The sequence below is a fragment of the Actinokineospora alba genome (assembly GCF_004362515.1).
Lineage (GTDB): Bacteria > Actinomycetota > Actinomycetes > Mycobacteriales > Pseudonocardiaceae > Actinokineospora > Actinokineospora alba.
Map to the genome: position 1 here is coordinate 6905998 of NZ_SNXU01000001.1, position 17497 is coordinate 6923494.

A 17497-nucleotide genomic window follows, 5' to 3' on the forward strand; every position below is an offset into this window, starting at 1 on the left:
GGGAGGGCCTGTTACCCAGTTCCCAAGACTGGTGACTTTCCGGGACTTTAGGCCCTGATTTCACAGTCCGCTCCAGTCGCTTCGCGCTGGGAGACCCCGGTCGCTCGCGTGCTGGTTGTCGGCCAAGCAACCGGCCGCGGCGATGGGCGTCTTTCAGGGCAGTAACACTTTCGCAGAGGAGGCCGTGATGAGGCGATCCCTGGTGGTCCTGGTGGCGATGGTCTTCGGTGTGCTCGTGGGGGTGCCCGCCACGGCGGGGGCGAGTACGCCGTACTGCGGGATCACCTGGGGCTCCCTGCCGAAGCAAGCGGCCCCCGGTTCGACTGACGAGCTCTACGCCATCCGCACCGGCCGCCACACCTGCTTCGACCGCATGGTCCTCGACGTGAACGGTGATGTGCGCGGCTACTCGGTGCGCTATGTCGACGAGATCCGCAAGGACGGGTCGGGCGAACTCGTCCCCGTACGCGGCGGCGCCCGACTCGAGGTCATCGCGAAGGTCCCGACGACACCGACCGACGCGATCTTCCTGCCGAACGGTGAACTCGCCGACGTCACCGGCTACAGCACTTTCCGACACGTCGCGTGGGCCGGGCAGTTCGAAGGGCAGACCACCATCGGCCTGGGTGTACGCGCACGCCTGCCGTTCCGGGTACTCCTGCTCGACGGACCCGGCACCTGGTCGCGCATGGTCGTCGACGTCGCCCACCGCTGGTAGCGGCAAAGCGAAACGCGGGATCAAGCGCTCGCCGACCATCAAGGGAAACCTTGCGACAACGGTGGCGAATGGAACGGTCGACAGCCGCCCGAAACGCTGAACGGCCTGTCGGTGAATTCACCGACAGGCCGTCTGACCAGCTTTGCAAACTGGTGGGCGATACTGGGATTGAACCAGTGACCCCTACCGTGTCAAGGTAGTGCTCTCCCACTGAGCTAATCGCCCGAGGCGGAGACGGGAATCGAACCCGTGTACAGGGCTTTGCAGGCCCTTGCCTAAGCCACTCGGCCACTCCGCCATGACAGAATCGTCCGATTGGACCACTCCGTCAGAACCTCGAAAGAGACTTCCGAGTACCGGCGCAGAGGCCGATCGACTTGCGAGCGGACGACGAGATTCGAACTCGCGACCCTCACCTTGGCAAGGTGATGCGCTACCAGCTGCGCCACGTCCGCAGTCCCAAATTTTCGGTACTGTGGGCCGTTGTTCGCGCCCTGTTCCCTCCGCTTTGGTACGAGTGGAACTCTATCGGACGGGTCTTCGACCTTCCAAATCGGGGGTCTACTTCGGCCTGTTCCCTCAGGTCAGGTCGGTGGAGATCAAGTGCGTGAGCGCCTCGTCGACGTCGACCCAGAGGTGTTCGTTGCCCGGGACCACGACGTCGTAGGTGCGGTCGAGGAAGTCGGCGAGCTCCTGGGCGGACGCCTCGAACACGGCGTGGCCCGAAGGGGAGCTCAGCTCGATCACCACGACCTCGGGGTCATCGACCGCCGGGCGGATGCGGACGTCGCCGTCGCCCGCCTCGGCGATGAGGCCGTCGGCCAGGAGGTCGCGCGCGAAGACCCACTCGACCCAACCGGCGCGGCCGGTACGGAACGCCGCGACGACGGCGTACGGGTCACGCGTGTCGTAGCGCAGCTCGACCTTCACCGGGACCGCGGGGGTCCTCGGCGCCAAGAGGTCGAACACCGCTGTCGACCGAAGCGTGACATGATCGTTTCGCATCGTCGCTACCCTTCTGCTCCCTTCCCAGCCAAACGACTGAGTCCCTTACATGTGACGCTCCAGCACGACGATTAGGACGCCGGATGGAGCTATGTCACCCATCTGGGCCACTGTCGTTCGCGCAGGGCGGTCGTGCCGCTTCGTTCGGTTACGAACTTTGTCGAGGCCTCTCCATACTGGCTGGTTTTTGGCCCAGGGGGTAGCGCCCGACACCTGATTGTTGGCGGACTGACAATTCCCAGTTTTCGAATGTGCGGCTGACCTGCGCGTCGCCAGAACCCTGTGGCCAGAAGCACGTAGCCGCAGGTCACGCGCGTCACTCTGCCGACCCGCGGAGTGTCTTGCACACTGAGGCCCACCCCGGAAAGGTGAAACATGTGACGAGCGACACTCGCGAAGACGGCCCGATGCGCCCCGACTGGGCTGACCGCAACGCCACCACCCGCATGATCTGGCGGGTCGGCGTCGGCGTCGTCGGCGGGATCGTGCTGATCGCGGGCATCGTCATGATCCCGTACCCCGGCCCAGGCTGGCTGGTCGTCTTCGGCGGCCTCGCGATCCTCTCCATCGAGTTCAAGTGGGCCCACCGAGTCCTCGCCTACGCCCGAGGCAAATACGACGCCTGGACCGACTGGCTGCGTCGCCAGCACCTCGCCGTCCGCATCCTCATCCTGCTGCTGACCGGAGTGATCGTGGTCGTCACCATCTGGCTGCTGAACGGATTCGCCCTGATCGGCGGCTGGGTCGGCATCGACTGGCCCTGGTTGCGATCCCCGATTTTTGGATGATCCACCCGACCCTGTAATGTCTACCCCAACGACGCGGCCCAGCCGCGGCGGGCGATTAGCTCAGCGGGAGAGCACTTCGTTCACACCGAAGGGGTCACTGGTTCGATCCCAGTATCGCCCACCAGATTTTTGCTGGTCAGACAGCCTGTCGACGATCTTCGTCGGCAGGCTGTTGATCGTTTTGGGGAGCAGTAGGGGAGCAGAGGTTCTTTAGATCCACCGGTGTTCGCTGTGAGTTCCGCTCACGCTTGGGGCGAAGCCGCAGGTCGCGGCCTGGAGCGCATTGCTCAGGCATGTGGGCCGACGTGATCCCTTCGGCATCTCCGAAGGGATCACCGCCGCGCTTTGATCTTGGATCGTATGTGGCTGGAAGCGATCGTGGCGAACTGAGCCAGGTCCCCGGCACCGCGATGGTCCCCGGGGCACCAGCACCGCCTCGTCGTCGGCCAGTCGTGATGCTGCCCCCCGACCCGTGTCAACGGGGCCAGGCAGGTGCCGGGAGTCGATGAGCGGGCAGGGTTCACGACGTGATAGTCCGTCTCTGAGCTACAGCTCTGTGCCTAGCCGCCACGGTGGTGGCTGGGAACGAGCGCGTGAAGATCCGCTGTCACTAGCCGCTGATAGGCCTGCCGATTGCCGCCGCTGGCGAGCTTTCGAGGGCGTGTACGGCTAAAGGACGCACGAACCCGCACCCCGGGTTACGAGACATCTCTTAGGCCAACAGAGTGCATTGCTCGAATCGGGTGACGGGTCACAGATAGCGATACGTCGAAAGGCGGACAGCAGATAGACAGATCGCGATGCACGAGTACGGCCAAGCGGAGGAGACAAGCCCTGAACGACGACGAGCTAGTGGGAGCGTGGGAATCCGCCGGAGCAAAGATCCTTGCCTTGGCCTCGGCTGGAGCCCTGCCGGGCCAGATGCCCGTCGTCAGGTATCTGGGGTCGAAGCTCGCGCCGTTCTACCGGATCGTGCTTGACGTCCTCTTCGCCGAGGAGTCACGGCTCGGTCTTCAGCTCTCGACCGCGACCATCACCCAACGGGTCGCCAGTCGCATCGAACTGGCAGCAGGTGGCACGGTCGACTGTCCTCCGGTCGCGAACCTGCTGGAGCAGCTCCACGAGTGGGGCAACGTCGATCGGATCCACAACACCCACCGCAAGGGCGACTACCAGGAATATCTCAAGCAGGATTACCTGTACCAATTGACGCCTGCCGGCACGCTCGTGCACCGTGAGTTGACCCGGATCGACCAGGAGCTCGGTATGACCGGGGCGCTGCAGGCGTCGATGCTGCCCGAAGTGCGTCAAGCGCTGATCGCGTTGAGCAACGCGTTCACTGAGACCGATGCGGAGAAGCGCAACCAGGACGCCTACATCGCTTTCACCCGCGTGGTCAACGGGTTCACGCTGCTGTCCGAGAACGCCAAGCTGTTCGTCCAGGGCCTGAACCGGTCGCTGCACTTGGACTCCGCGGAGAAGGCCGAGTCGTTCCTGGAGTACAAGACGATGGCCGTCGACTACCTGCAGACCTTCTCGATCGGCATCGCGAAGTTCGCTGCGGGTATCGCCGAAGGCATCGAGGCCGCTGAGAACTGCGGCCTGCTGGACGTCCTTCCCGAAATCGCCGCCGTCGAGGCGGCGCCCACACCTGGCGTGTCAGCGGTGGACGCGGCCACCCGTGACGCGGAGATCATGCGTGAGAGGTGGCTCGGGCTCCGTCGGTGGTTCTTCCACGACGGCGATCAGCAGCCGGTGGTGACCACCCTGGCCGATCGCTCCGTCGACGCCATCAGCCGGATCATGACGACCGTTCGGCAGCTCAACGACGAGCGGTTCCACCGGGTGAACCGCAAGGCTGACCTGGTGACGATGGCACGGTGGTTCTCCGATCAGGACACCGACGTGGTGTTGCTCTGGCGCGCCGGGTTCAGCCTCTACCCGGCCCGTCACATCGGCGCTCCACACCCGGCTGAAGCCGAGGCTGACATCCGGCCGGGCGTCAGCTGGTGGGAAGGTGTCACCCCGCCGATTTCGCTACGCCTGCGCACCCAAGGTCCGAGGGCGAGTGGCGGCGTCGCCTCCAGACTGCCTGATCAACGCATGGCGAAGAAACTCCTCAAAGAACGGCAGCAGGCCGAGGACGCCGTGGTGGAGGCTGCAACCAGATCACTCGCCGGGCGGAGCCCGTGCCGGTTGTCCAGTCTCTCGCACCTTTCCGCCGCAGAGTTCGACGTGCTGCTCCGCTGCCTGGACGTCGCGTTGGCGAGCCGTGATCACGACGGAGTCCAATCCGCGGAAACCAGCGATGGAATGATCAAGGTGATACTCAGGCCACCCGCGCCGGGCGAGTTCACGACCATCGCCACCCCGCGTGGAACCATCGGCATCGCCGACTTCCATATCACGCTGGAGGATCTGGGAGCGATCCCGTGATCCTGGAAGAGACCGCGCGTGAGCAGATTCGCCAGGCCGCTCGTTTCCTCGTGCAGCACTCGGTGCTGCACTCCAACGGACGCAACGCCAAAATGGCAGCACTTGTGCACGACCATGCCAAGGTGCTCAAAACGTGGTTCGAAGAATACCTCGGCTGGCCGTTGGTGATCGAGCGGGACGTCATCCGTTTGGTCAAGGTGCCCGCACCTCTAGCGGTGGCGCATCGGGACGACGCGCCCTCCGCACGCTGCTGCACCCTCTTTTGCCTGCTGCTTGCCAGCGCGGAGGACGCAGGTGCGCAGACGGTCATCTCCGAACTCGCCAAGGCAGTCGCCACGATCTCCGTGGCCACGACCGGGATTTCGGTATTCGACCCGGCGGAGTACTCCGAGCGCAAGGCGCTCGTTCAGGCGATCCGGTTGATGACCGAGCACGGCGTGCTGGTTCCCGTGCAGGACAACGCCTCAACGCGTGATGACGAGAATAGGTACGTCGAGTCCGAAGGAAACGCGCTCTACGACGTTGACCACCGCACGGCGGCGCTGCTGCTCACCTGCCCGACTCCGCCGACCAGAGCGCTCGTGGCACGGGAAATCACCCGGCAGTCCTATCCGGACACAGCAGAGGGCGCCAGCAGGATGCGACGGCACGCCATCATGCGCCGCCTGGTCGACCAGCCAGTGATGTACTTCAACGAGCTACCGGAAGACCAACTGGACTACTTCCGCAACCAGCGCCCGCTCTTCGTGCGCCAGCTGCGGGAGATGCTCGACACGCGCCTCGAAGTTCGTGCCGAGGGCGCCGCCGTCATCGACGAAGAGCTAACCGACCTCACCTTTCCCAAGGACACCAAGGACCCGTTCGCCGCACTGCTCTTCGCCTCCGCCCTCGCGGAGGAACCGAATGCGGCGGACTCAGCTCACCTGGTGACAGTCGAGGCGCTGGCCAGGATCGCGGCGCGCACCGCTCCGCACCTCCAGGCCCGAGGCATCAAAGCGAGCAGCCCCAAAGAGGTTCAACAAGCTGCACTCACCATCCTCAACAAACTCCGGCTGGTCGAACTGTTGGAGGACGGCGGTCTCCGCACGCTGCCCGCGCTCGGCCGATACCGTAACGTCCCCGAGCCGCTCGCACCCGAACAACAACCTGCGCCGGCGCTCTTCGCGCTGCCCGGCGACGAGGAACCCGATGTCATCCAGTCCTGACTCCGACCAGTGGCGGAACGAACAACTTGCGGTGCTGCTATCAGGTGCCCCACCGATTCCCACAAGTACCCGGTTCAAGCCGTTGCGCGTGGGTCTGGTGGGCATCTGGCAGTACGGCAACGAGGAGTTTCACTTCCACGACGGACGCCTGATCCTCAACGGCCGCAATGGCAGCGGTAAGACCAAGGTGCTGGAGGTGACCAGCCCGTTCCTTCTCGACGCGAACCTGTCCGCGCGGCGACTCGACCCGTTCGGCAACAACGCGCGGTCCATGCGGGAGAATCTTCTCTACGGCGGTCTCAAGCACCAGATCGGTTACGTCTGGTGCGAGTACGGGCGCATCACCGACGACGGCGGCACCGAGTATCGCACGATCGGTGCTGGCATGCGGGCACGTGACACGAAGCCCGGAGCACCGGAGTCCTGGTACTTCATCACCCCGCTGCGTGTCGGCGTGGACTTCAGCCTGTACGACAACTCTGACCGGCCGTTCGACGAGGGCGACCTCACCAAGCAACTGGGTGAGTCCGACGACACCGTTTTCACCACCGCCGAGCACTACAAGAACAAGCTCGCGCGCGACTTGTTCGGCCTGAGTCCGCAACGCCTGCACAGCCTGGTGGAGCTGCTGATCATTCTGCGTAGGCCGAAACTGAGCGAGAACCTCAGCATCGAACGCCTGGAGGAGATCCTCTCCAACGGGCTGCCGCCGATCGACGAAGAGCTGGTCGCCGGGCTCGCCAAGAACTTCGATGACCTCAAGCGGGACGAGGAAGACCTCAAGCGGTTCGAAAAGGCTCAGGTCGAGGTCGATCTCTTCCTCGACAGCTACCGCACGTACGCGCGGCGGATGACCAAGCACGTCACCAACGACGTGCGCGAGGCCGACAAGAAGTACCGCGACGTGCTCAACCGCGGCAAGCAGGCAGCGCGCAATCTCCACACCACCGAAGGCGCCATCACCAAAGCAGATTCCGACATGGAACGGCTCGGCGGCGAACAGACCGCGCTGCGCGGCAGGATCCGCGCGCTCGAGACCAGCCCGGAGATGAAGAGCCGAGAGACACTCACCAGGCTCAAGGACGAAGCTGATGAAGCAGCGCGCGTAGCCATGACGGCGAAGCTCAACACAGCCAGAGTCGCCAGCCAGCTACTCACCGTCCGGCGAGAGCTCGGTGAGGCTGAGAAAAGGCTCACCAGCGCTCGCAAGGAGGTTTCCGCGGCCGAGACACACACTCGCGATCAGGCAAAACACGCGGGACTTCGCCAAGAGGTCGAGTCCGAAGTGGACGGGCTTCACACGAACACGATGACCGCACAGAAGAACGTGCAGAGCTACATCGGGGCTCGGCAGGCAGTGGTGTCGGAGACGCGTCGGTTGCAGCGCGAGCAGCAGGAAGTCCAGGTAGTGGTCAATCGAGTGCAGGAAAAGCACGACGACCTGGCCGCACGCAGGACCGGGGCCGCCGAGAGGGTACTGGAACTCGAGTCGGATCTCGACAAGCAAGTTGAGTGGCTGTCCAAGGCGATCGTGTCGTGGTCCGGACAGTGCGTCGAATGCCGGCTCACCGATGAGCAGGTCACCCAGCTCATCGAATCGGTGAACCTCGCTGGTGAACGGGAGGCTCCCCGGCTGGCCGATCTGATCGCGGAACACGTGAGCCACGCTCGGTCCGGACTGCTGGAACGTCGCAGTTTGAAGAGCGCCGAGCGGACCACATTGTCGCGCGAGCGCGAAACCGTGACGGCGCAACGACAACATGTGGCGGCCGAGACCGACCCACCGCCGCCTGCTCCGCTGGTCGCCCGCCGCGACCGCGCAGGGTTGCCTGGAGCGCCGCTGTGGCGTCTGGTCGACTTCCACCGTGAGGTCGCGGACGACGCACGAACGGGCATCGAGGCGGCTCTGCTCGGATCAGGGCTGCTGGACGCCTGGGTCACCCCGGACGGCACCCTGGTGGACGCCGAGAGCTGGGACGCGATCCTGCTGCCGGATCCCGCACGAGCCAGCGGCCTTTCGCTGACGAGCCTGCTGCACGCCGTGACCCATGAGACTGTCCCGGAAGCCGTGGTCTCCGACGTCCTCGCCAGCATTGCCGTGGTCGTTGAAGATACTGCGGGCGATGAGGTTCAGCCGTGGGTCTCGCCCGACGGCCGCTGGGCGATCGGCCCGGTTCGCGGGCGTTCCGGCCAGGCTCAGGCGAGCTACATCGGGGTGGCCGCGCGGGAAGCCGCCCGGCAACGCAGGCTCGCCGAACTCGACCACCAGGTCGCGGAACTCGCCGGGTTGATCTCAGCCCTGGACGCAGACCTGCAGGCATTCGACAACCGGCTGCTCATGCTCGCCGAGGAACAGCGCAGTCGGCCCACCGAAAACGCTGTCCTCGCTGTCCATGGCGAGCTGTCGATCGCCCGCAACCACGACGAGCAGCTCAGCATCGAGCTCGGAAAGTCCGCATTGCGGCTCGGCACTGTCAAGACCACCCTTAGCCGAATCACCGAGGTGCTTCGCGCCTACGCGGCCAAGCACCTCACCCCGACCACACCTAGTCAACTGGACGCGGTGAGTGCGGCTCTGAGAGATCTGGAGATCGCCCTCGAACGGTTCGTGGCGAAGATCGGCATCGTCTTGCTCCTGGCAGAGCAGCACGATGATCTCATCGAACGAGCCGACCAACTGGCACAGAACCGCAGCGAGCTCGCCGGGCAGTTCGCAGTCGCCGAAGAACACGCTGGCAAACTGCAAGCGGAGCTCCAAGAGAGGCATCAACTGCTCGATGTCGGTATCCAGGAGACGTTGACGCGGCTGGAGGGCGTGCAGAACGTGCTGGACGGGTCCGAGCGGGAGAGCAAAGCGCTCACTACTCGAAGGCAGGAGCTGGGTGAAGAGCGCGGCTCGTTCAAGCACGCGGTCGAGACGCTCACAGCGGAGGCTGACAGGCTGCAGGGGCTGCTGCAGACCGCGCTCGCGGAGTTCCGGCGAGCCCGCGACCGTGGCTTTCTCGACCTGGCTGGCGCTTCGAGTACCGACCAGGCGTCCGACGACCTCGCCGAAGCGGCTCGCGTTCACTCGTTGCTGTCCGGGGAGCAGTCTGACGAGGCTGCCAGGAACACCGCCCGCAACGACGTCGACGGCCAGTTCCGTGTGCTGCAAAGGGAGATCGAGGGACCAGATTGGCGCCCATGGGGTGACAACGACGGGGATCTCTTCGTAGTCCAGGTGACCTTCAACCACGCCGACCACTCCATGTCCGCCCTCCGGGAGCTGATCGCCGACGAGATCGACACCCGCAGCACGTTCGTGCAGGCGAAGGAACGCAAGCTGTTCTCCGAGGTGCTGCTCGGCTCAATGGGCGAGCACCTGCGCCAGCGCCGCCTCGACGCAGACATGCTGGTCAAGGAGATGGACGCGCAGCTGCAGAAGCACCCCACCGCGTCCGAGATGCGGATGAGCATCAAGTGGGTGCCCGCGGAGAAGGCCGGCAAACGAGTCCACGACGCGATCAAGCTGCTCGACCGCGGGAAGACGAGCTTCCTGGCCGAGGACGCACGGGACGCGCTGATCGAGTTCCTCGGCGAACAGGTGAAGGAGGCGCGCCAGCGGGCCGAGTTCGGTGACTGGAAGACCCACCTCTCCGAGGCGCTCGACTATCGCCGCTGGTCTGAGTTCAAGCTGCAGGTCGTATACCACGACAGTCCGAAGCCCGTCGATCTCACCGATGAGCTGCATAAACGGAAGTCCGGCGGCGAAAAAGCCTCGTTGCTGCAACTACCGATGTTCGCCGCGGCCGCTGCCCACTACGCGGGCGCTGCCGCGACGTCGCCACGGCCGATCTACCTGGACGAGGCGTTCGCCGGCATCGACGCGGAGATGCGGGCGAGCTGTATGGGCTTGTTGACTGGCTTCGATCTTGACTTCGTCATGGCAAGCCACGACGAGAAGGGATTCCACACAACGGTTCCCGGCCTTATGACGTACGTGCTCCGCCGCGATCCGAAGATCTTCGGCGTGCTTGCCACACCCATCGTGTGGGACGGCACTCGGCGATACCGGTTGGAGGACAGGTCGCTGCGGTCCGGCCCGCCGCCCTCGATCCTCGATGCGGACGAACCGGCATGACGGTGCGACGTATCACCGACCCCGCACTGCTCGCATGGGCGAAAACCCCTGGCGGCGAGGAGTTCTGCACAAAGGCTCAGGAGAAGCTCGCCAAGGGCCGGAAGCTCGACAAGTGGCTCAGGTACAAGGTGAGCGCGACAAACCTGGCAGACTTGCGGGCGTTGTTCGGCCACGATGAAGGTGTCGTCAACGCGACCGGTGTGCAGCTACGCAAGGCTGACACGGCGTTGCGCCGCACCAGGTTCAGCATCGGCATCCACTTGCTGCTCGTCTCCGTGGGCAAGCCAGTCATCAGCTCGCAGGCGCGAAAGCGTCACCAGGACCGCCTGAACAGGCTGCGCGTGGCCGAGGAACGTTGCCTCCTTTGGGAGGTGATGCGTCCTGTGCCACAGCTAGATCGAGAACGGCACCTGCTCGAAACGCTCGACCTGGGCACCACATCTCAGGTACCTGAATGCTCGGCGACCGTGACGAAGTCGTGGTCCACCTACGAAGCGGCGATCAGAGCAGGTGCCTACTGGTACCCAGAGTCGCTGACGCATGTGCCGTGGGAAAAAGAGGTGGCTTCCAACGCCCTCAGCGGCTCCAAGAAGTGGACCATGTCTCAACTGCAGGCGTTCAGCCGACTCGTGGGCACAGGTCTCAAGGAGGCCATGCAGTGGACCGATGCTCTGATCCGGGTCGCCGGACCACTCACGTGGACGAACCAAACGCCCATCGCCGACGCAAGCCTCGCCACGCCGTGGATCGATATCCCCGCACAAGGTTCGCTCGAATCCGGCGAACTGCATTGCTCCGCTGACGGTGTGCTGCTGGTGGAGAACATCACCACGTTCGAACACCTTCGCCGCAACACCGATCTCACTCAGACCTGGCTCTGTGTGTGGCTCGAAGGCAACATCAGCAAAGGTCTCATCCCGTTCCTCCGGCACATCGCCCCACGACATGTCGCCGCGTGGTGTGATCTCGACCCAGACGGCATCGAGATCGTTCAAAGCGTGGAGAAAGGACTCGAACGCAAAGTGGTCCCAGTTGGGATGTCGCCCGAAATCTGGACCAACGGCACCAAACTCGCGGAGAAGACACCGGACGCACACCTAACTTGGCAGCGCATGGCGGCCGAACTCGCCGAGACCGGCCCCGAGTCGCTCCGTTCGCTCGCAGCGGCCATCGCCATCACCGGCCGGCGCTGCGAGCAGGAGAGCATCCAGTTCGAGACCACTCCTGCAGTCGTGCAACAGCTCAAGCAACTCGTTGCTGGACAAAGTTCCTCGGCTGAAGAAGGTCGCGGTTAAGGATGAGGTCGAGCAAGCGAGCAGCTTTGCCTCGACGGCGTGCACGGCGTCGGCACCGTCGACCCACCTCGCGGGTGGAGGGTCGATCTCTGCGACCCGCACGAGCGCGCGGGGCGAGCTTGGTGGGCCGCCGTCGCGCTTCCCGCGCATGCCGAGCGAGGCGACGGCCGCAGTGGTGCATATCTTTCCGCGTCCAGCGCCCCCAGGTGCTCTAAGGTTAGAGATTCTGCGCCGACGAAGGAGGCACATGCCGCTGGCCGAGGGTGCAGCCCTGCTGCGAGGACGCTATGAGCTGGGCACGCGCAGGTCGGCCGCCGGAGACGCCGAAGCGTGGACCGCCTACGACGAGGACGGCGTGCAATACCTTGCCCGCACGTGGGCCTACGACGGCGACGAGCCCGACCCCGTCCAGCGGGCACTCTGGGACGCCGAGTTGCGCACTCTCTACAGGGTCGGCAGCAGCCCTGGCGCCGACGACACCCTGGCCGTCCTCAAGGACGCAGGGCTCGACCGCGACGCGAAGTCTTTCGTCATGGTCCTACAGGCGACCGGCTACGACAGTGTCGCGGACGCCCTCGCTGCTCGGGCCGAGCACGGCTGGCTCTCCTCCCACAACCCCGCCGATCGGCGGGAGCTTTGGCGAGCCGCTGGCCGTGTCGCCGCTGGGCTGGCCGTGCTGCACTCTCAGGACGTCCTGCACCGCGACGTCGGCGCTGCTGCCCTGCTGTACCTGCCCGACGAGCCTGCCGAATCCATCCGGCTTGGCGGCTTCGAGTGGTCTGTCCGGCTCGGCCGCCCGCTGGACGCCGACCCGCCCGTCAGCTGGTCCTCGCCGCCCGAGCGGCTCGCTGGCGACACTGCGGCCTGGCGCCCCGACGACGACTGGTTTGGCTTCGGCATGCTGTGCGCGCGTCTTGTGCTCAACCTCGAGCGGTACGCGAACAACGCACCGACCGAGCGGTACGCCCGTGTGGTAAAGGCTATTGAGGCCGCGAGGACCACACTCACGGAGCCTGAACGGGCACTGCTCCTCCGCCTGATCGACCCCGAGCCGCTTGAGCGGATGACCCGCCCGCACGACGTTCAGCTCTCCATTCGCGGGATCGTCGCGCTGCTTGCGGCCCCGCCAGCAGCCCGCGCGGACGATCGACCTTTCACGCTCATCGTCGACCCAAAGCAGGTTCGTCTCTACGATTACCTGCTCGAGCGAGGGCTACGGGAGCACCTCGGCTTAGACGACGGCCAGCCCTACGACCCGCGGAACGTCGCCCACACCGACGGCTTGGCGGTGTTTCTACGCCGCGACCTCGACGGCGGGTCCTTGTACGCTGTCCCGAAACAGGAGACCGTCCTGCTGGTCGGCCGGCGCACAGTGGTCCGGCTCCGCAAGTACTCCCACCGCGACGAGGCACCTACATGGCAGATTGCATTCTGCGTAGGCCCGGCCCAGCTCACGAACAGTGAGGGAGGGGCGGCCCGCGTACGTCTGCCAGCCGGTCGGCTCGCGGTCAGGTCGACAAGGGCCGCTCACAACGACCGGGGCCTGGCCCTGGCGTCCGCGACATGGGACACGGTGCTGCCCCGCATCGAGCGCGGCGCCGACCTGGCGCGCGACCTCGCCCAATTCCACCAGTTCGTCCGCGCCACTCACCAGATCGAGCTGCTCATGCTCGACGCGACGATCTTCCCCATCGAGCTGGTCGCCGGGCCGGACCCCGCCGACGACCTCGGCTTCGAGCAGATCACCGTTCGTGAGCGGCCACGCCCTGAGAACAGGCAGGTCCTCGCGTTCCTGCACAACGACGACCTCGCTGGTTTCCTGCAGCGCGAGCTTGAGGCTGGCAAGCCTGACAGCGGCAGCGTCATCCTGTCCGGCGAGCGTGGGGACGCCCTGGCACTGCCCGCAGGCGGTAAAGACAACCAGTGGCGCGTCCACGCCGTGGACGACACTGCGCGGACCGCGACGCTGCGACGCCAAACCTTCGACACCGACCGTCCGTCGCCGCCCGACAATGGCTACCTGCGCGGCGCGGGCATGCCCGGTCAACTCAAGCTCATCCGACGCCGCAAACAGGCCATCGACGCCCTCGACCGCCACAGCTATCTGCTGCGCAGCCTGGCCGCGCCGGGCCAGGTGTACATCGACACCGGCGCGGCCGACTTGCCTGTCCGGCTCGCTCCAGAGACCGTCGACGAAGCCAAGCGCCGCGCGATCGAGGACATCCTGCGGGTCCGGCCCATCTATGCCCTGCAAGGCCCGCCCGGCACCGGGAAGACCACGCTGGTCGCCTGGCTTCTGCGCGAGATCCTCCACGACGACCCAGTCGCGCAGGTCCTGGTCACGGCCCAGGCACATGGCGCCGTCGACGTCCTCCGGGCACGGGTTACGGAGGCCTTTAAGGACGTCGCACCGGAGCGCAGGCCCCTCGCGGTCCGGCTCGGGTCTCGCAGAGACGACGACACCGCACTAGACACTGTCGAGGACGTCGCCCTACAGGTCCTGCGCGACAGCAGCAGCACCCTCGCCGGCCTGTCTGACCGCACGCCCGCCCAGCAGGATTGGCTCGACCACGCCACGGCGATGGCCGACGAGCTTGCCAGCCACGAGGCACGCGGGACGGGCGCCGCCGATTTCGTAGAACTGGTCAAGCGCGGCGCGAACCTGACTTACTGCACGACCAGCGCCGGCGAGCTCGAGGCTATTGCTGGCGACCAGTCCTTCGACTGGTCCATCGTGGAGGAAGCCGGGAAGGCGCACGGCTTCGACCTCGCGCTGCCCCTGCAGGCGGGCCATCGGTGGCTTCTGATCGGCGACCACAACCAGCTCCCGCCATATCGGTACGAGGACTATCTGCGCGGCGTCGACGCCCTCGATGAGGTTGTGGAGGCACTGCAAGCGCTGCCCGATACCGGGCCTGGCGTGCTGGACTGGGAGTGGGTCTCGTCGTGGAAGGACAAGACCACCGAAGAACGCGCCGCCTTCCAGAGCTACGCCAAGGACTGGCTCAAGACCTTCAAACGCACGTTCGAGCACTGCCAGGTTGCCGTCGGTCAAGGTGACGCCGGGCAGCGCCTGACCGACGACTCGGCGGGCGGCGCCGCCGCGGGCGTGCTCATCGAGCAGCACCGTATGCACCCCGACATCGGCGAGCTGATCTCGCGTGCGTACTACGGCGATCGGCTCGTAAACAGGACCGTCCAAGAAGGTAGGCCCATTGCCCGCGTGTTGCACGGCTTCGCCGAACCGCTCGAGATCTGCGGGAAGGCGATCGTCTGGCTCGATGTCCCGTGGTGCCGCGACGAGCCCAGGACGGCCGAGACCGGGCCGGCCCAGGGCCGACCGCGCTACACCAACGACGCCGAGGCCAAGGCCCTGGCAAATTTTCTGGCGTCGTTGCGGCGGGAGGCGTCTGGCGCTGCGGAGCTTGCCGTCCTGTCGCCGTACAATCAGCAGGCGTCTCTGCTGCGACGCCGGATGAAGAAGGCCGCCCTCCCCGAAGGGCTCGAACTCAAGCCCGCCCTCAATGCTCGCCCTGGCGCTCCCGGCGGCGCCAGCGGCGTTCACACCGTCGACTCCTTCCAGGGCAACCAGGCCGACGTCATCGCGGTGAGCCTGGTGCGTAACAACCTTCACGACCCGGGACACGGCCTGGGCTTCCTGGACGACGCGAGCCGGCTCAATGTGCTGCTGTCCCGTGCCGAGCGGCTGCTCGTGCTCGTAGGTTCCTGGGACTTCTTCCGGGAGCAGGTCAGCACCGTCGAGCTCGACGACACCGCAAACCCCTTGTGGCACCTCAAACGGATTGTCACCGACCTAAGCGATTGGTTCGCCTCTGGCCGTGCCGTTCGGCTCGGTGCCGACCTTGGTGGCTTGTCATGATCGTTCTGTTGCCAGTGAGCAAGTTTCGCGTCCCATACGACCTCGCCCGCGGTAAGCCGTACAGCCGGCTTGAGCACATGGTGCTCACCGCCGTCGCCGACGGCGGTGCGACCCTGCGGTCGCTGGCCGAGGCTTTCCGCGTGCACGACAGGCTTCTCGTCCAGGCCGTCGTAACACTCGTCAACGCTGGCTGGGTCGCCGTCCAACGAGGGCCACAAGCGTCGTTCGTGCTTACCGGGGCTGGGCACGAGGCCGTCAGCGGGGACCGTGAGCCCGTATCGGTGATTGTCGAGACCGCCCGCCCCGGCATCGTGGTGATGGAGCGTCACTCCGGTCAAGTCGCCCGGCAGTCCGAAGCTCGGCCCTACCGCCGGGACGACCTGACCGAGGTCTGGGACACCGCCCCCAGGATTGGTACTAGGGTTGTGCGCGACTCTGTGGACGAGGCGCAGGTCCAGAAGCTCCTGCACCGCGAAGCCGGTGAACGGGTGCGCCGGATCGGCCAAATCGAGGAGATCAGCCGCGACGCGCACTGGCTCCCCCTCGACGTCGACATCGACGCCAAGCAGGTACTCGGCTTGCCGCCGCCCTGGCGCCACGCTCTTACAGCCCCGGCCCTGGCCGCTGTCGCCGCAGCGGTCGGCCGCTTCCCCCGCGCGCTTGCAACGTCTCGCGGGGCGGCCCGTCCCGCGAGACGCCGCTTTCTGGGCGTGACCGACGAAGGCCGGGTACACCGGCGCGGCACCACCGTGCTGCTCGCCGCCGACGACGTGCTGCGCGGTGAGCAGGCGCACGCCGCCGCTCTGGCCCAGGCGCTCCAGTCGGCACGGACCAGCGTCGCTTTGGCCGTTCCCCGTCTTGACGGGTCGGACGTGTTCGAGGCCCTAGCCGCTGGCTGCGCCGACGCCGTGACCCGGGGCGTCCGCGTGGACTTGCTGATCGGCTCCACCGACAGGGACCCGGCCGCCCTGACCGCCGTCGCAAACCGCATCGGTTACGGCGCCGACGCCCGCCGAGGCCGGGCGTTGCTGCGGACCCGCGTCACGGGCAGCGGTGCCAGCCTGCTGCTGTGGGACAGTGCGCCAGGACAGCTCGTCGGCATCGTTACCGGCCACGCGTGGGTCGGCGGGACGGCAGGAAGCCCCCAAGCTGCAGGCGTAAGGGTCCTCTCGCCCGCATTATGTGCCGACCTCGCCCGCGCCGTCGCTTCACTGTGGACTGGCCGCAGCGGCGACGACTTCTCGGGCGAGCCGATTAGATGGCGGCACCTTGCCGACGACGTCGAAGAGGCCGCCGCTTGCTCCTTGGACGCCGCCGTGAACGGTACGGCGACCACAGCCGAGCTGCTCGTAGATGAGGAGTGTCTGGCCGTGGACGACGTCCTGGCCGCCGACGCCGCCGTCGGCCTGTACGTCCCGGACCCGACGGGCGGCGACGTCGGGCGCAGAGGCGTCCAGCTGATCGTGCGTGGCCCCGGCGCCCAGCTCGTCCGAGCAGCTCCGGACGCGCTCGGATAGCGCCCGTCAGCAATACTCGGACCGCCAGATTCCGGATGGACAGAACCTTTGACGGTCATCCAGCGGCGGGTACGCACCGGCAGCCGTCGAGCGTCAAGCCACAAGCTGGCGGGCCGCAGGCATCCGCTCATGCTGGCGATGCGCGGGTGCTGCTCGACCAATACGAAGCCAAGGAGCGCGTGTCAGGTCGCAGACAACGCACGACACCCAAACCTGGGCCCGCACTTCCCCAAACGGTCGTCAATCCCGGCAACCGGTCAACGATGTTCGACCATCGAGTCACCCCGAACGCGGCGCCACCCGACAAGGCGAGCGCATACCGTGGCCGGAGCCCGGCAGGGGAGCAATTTTTGGGGAGCAAATGGGGAGCAAAACGATGCGCTGAACCTGCCTAAATCGTCCTGAAAGTCGAGGAACGGAGCCGCCTGACCTGCAGTAGTCACATTTCCGCAGGTCAGGCGACTTTTCTGGCATAGTTCACACCGAAGGTGTCACTGTTCGATCCCAGTATCGCCCACGGACTCGGGCGACGT

General features: G+C 65.9%; 9 protein-coding genes and 4 tRNA genes. 9 read left to right on the top strand and 4 right to left on the bottom strand.

The window, feature by feature from the left end:
- The first annotated feature begins 187 nt into the window (after positions 1-187).
- A complete protein-coding gene (locus C8E96_RS31110) occupies positions 188-718 on the top strand; it encodes an AMIN-like domain-containing (lipo)protein (RefSeq protein ID WP_091380988.1) in 531 nt (176 codons plus the stop codon).
- Positions 719-868: 150 nt separating this feature from the next.
- On the opposite strand, the gene C8E96_RS31115 is transcribed toward C8E96_RS31110, so the two are convergent.
- The 4 genes from C8E96_RS31115 to C8E96_RS31130 form a co-directional block, all read right to left on the bottom strand.
- A tRNA-Val gene (locus tag C8E96_RS31115) sits at positions 869-943 on the bottom strand.
- 1 nt (position 944) lies between these two features.
- Positions 945-1016 (bottom strand) — tRNA-Cys (locus C8E96_RS31120).
- A gap of 84 nt (positions 1017-1100) precedes the next feature.
- Positions 1101-1173, bottom strand: a tRNA-Gly gene (locus tag C8E96_RS31125).
- A 124-nt stretch (positions 1174-1297) separates the two neighbouring features.
- The gene (locus tag C8E96_RS31130) at positions 1298-1723 is read right to left on the bottom strand and encodes an SsgA family sporulation/cell division regulator (protein ID WP_018687187.1); all 426 of its coding nucleotides are present in this window, start codon (positions 1721-1723) and stop codon (positions 1298-1300) included.
- Between the two features lie 377 nt (positions 1724-2100).
- Between C8E96_RS31130 and C8E96_RS31135 the strand changes: the two genes are divergently transcribed.
- The 8 genes from C8E96_RS31135 to C8E96_RS31170 all read left to right on the top strand — a co-directional run bounded on the left by C8E96_RS31135 (position 2101) and on the right by C8E96_RS31170 (position 16964).
- Positions 2101-2511, top strand: a complete 411-nt coding sequence (locus C8E96_RS31135) for a TIGR02611 family protein (protein WP_091380993.1) — start codon at positions 2101-2103, stop codon at positions 2509-2511.
- A gap of 49 nt (positions 2512-2560) precedes the next feature.
- A tRNA-Val gene (locus C8E96_RS31140) sits at positions 2561-2635 on the top strand.
- Positions 2636-3402: 767 nt separating this feature from the next.
- A complete protein-coding gene (locus tag C8E96_RS31145) occupies positions 3403-4947 on the top strand; it encodes a TIGR02677 family protein (protein ID WP_143116543.1) in 1545 nt (514 codons plus the stop codon).
- Positions 4944-6152, top strand: coding sequence for a TIGR02678 family protein (locus C8E96_RS31150; RefSeq protein WP_091380997.1), 1209 nt, complete (start codon positions 4944-4946; stop codon positions 6150-6152). The genes C8E96_RS31145 and C8E96_RS31150 overlap by 4 nt, the downstream gene beginning before the upstream one ends.
- Positions 6136-10272: a TIGR02680 family protein gene (locus tag C8E96_RS31155; protein ID WP_091381000.1), complete on the top strand. Its 4137-nt coding sequence runs from the start codon at positions 6136-6138 to the stop codon at positions 10270-10272. Before C8E96_RS31150 ends, C8E96_RS31155 begins: the two co-directional genes overlap by 17 nt.
- Positions 10269-11567, top strand: coding sequence for a Wadjet anti-phage system protein JetD domain-containing protein (locus C8E96_RS31160; protein WP_091381002.1), 1299 nt, complete (start codon positions 10269-10271; stop codon positions 11565-11567). Before C8E96_RS31155 ends, C8E96_RS31160 begins: the two co-directional genes overlap by 4 nt.
- Before the next feature lie 247 nt (positions 11568-11814).
- Positions 11815-15447, top strand: coding sequence for an AAA domain-containing protein (locus C8E96_RS31165; RefSeq protein WP_166658180.1), 3633 nt, complete (start codon positions 11815-11817; stop codon positions 15445-15447).
- 14 nt (positions 15448-15461) lie between these two features.
- Entirely contained in the window at positions 15462-16964 is a 1503-nt protein-coding gene (locus C8E96_RS31170; protein ID WP_133794917.1) for a phospholipase D-like domain-containing protein, read from the top strand.
- Positions 16965-17497 lie beyond the last annotated feature (533 nt).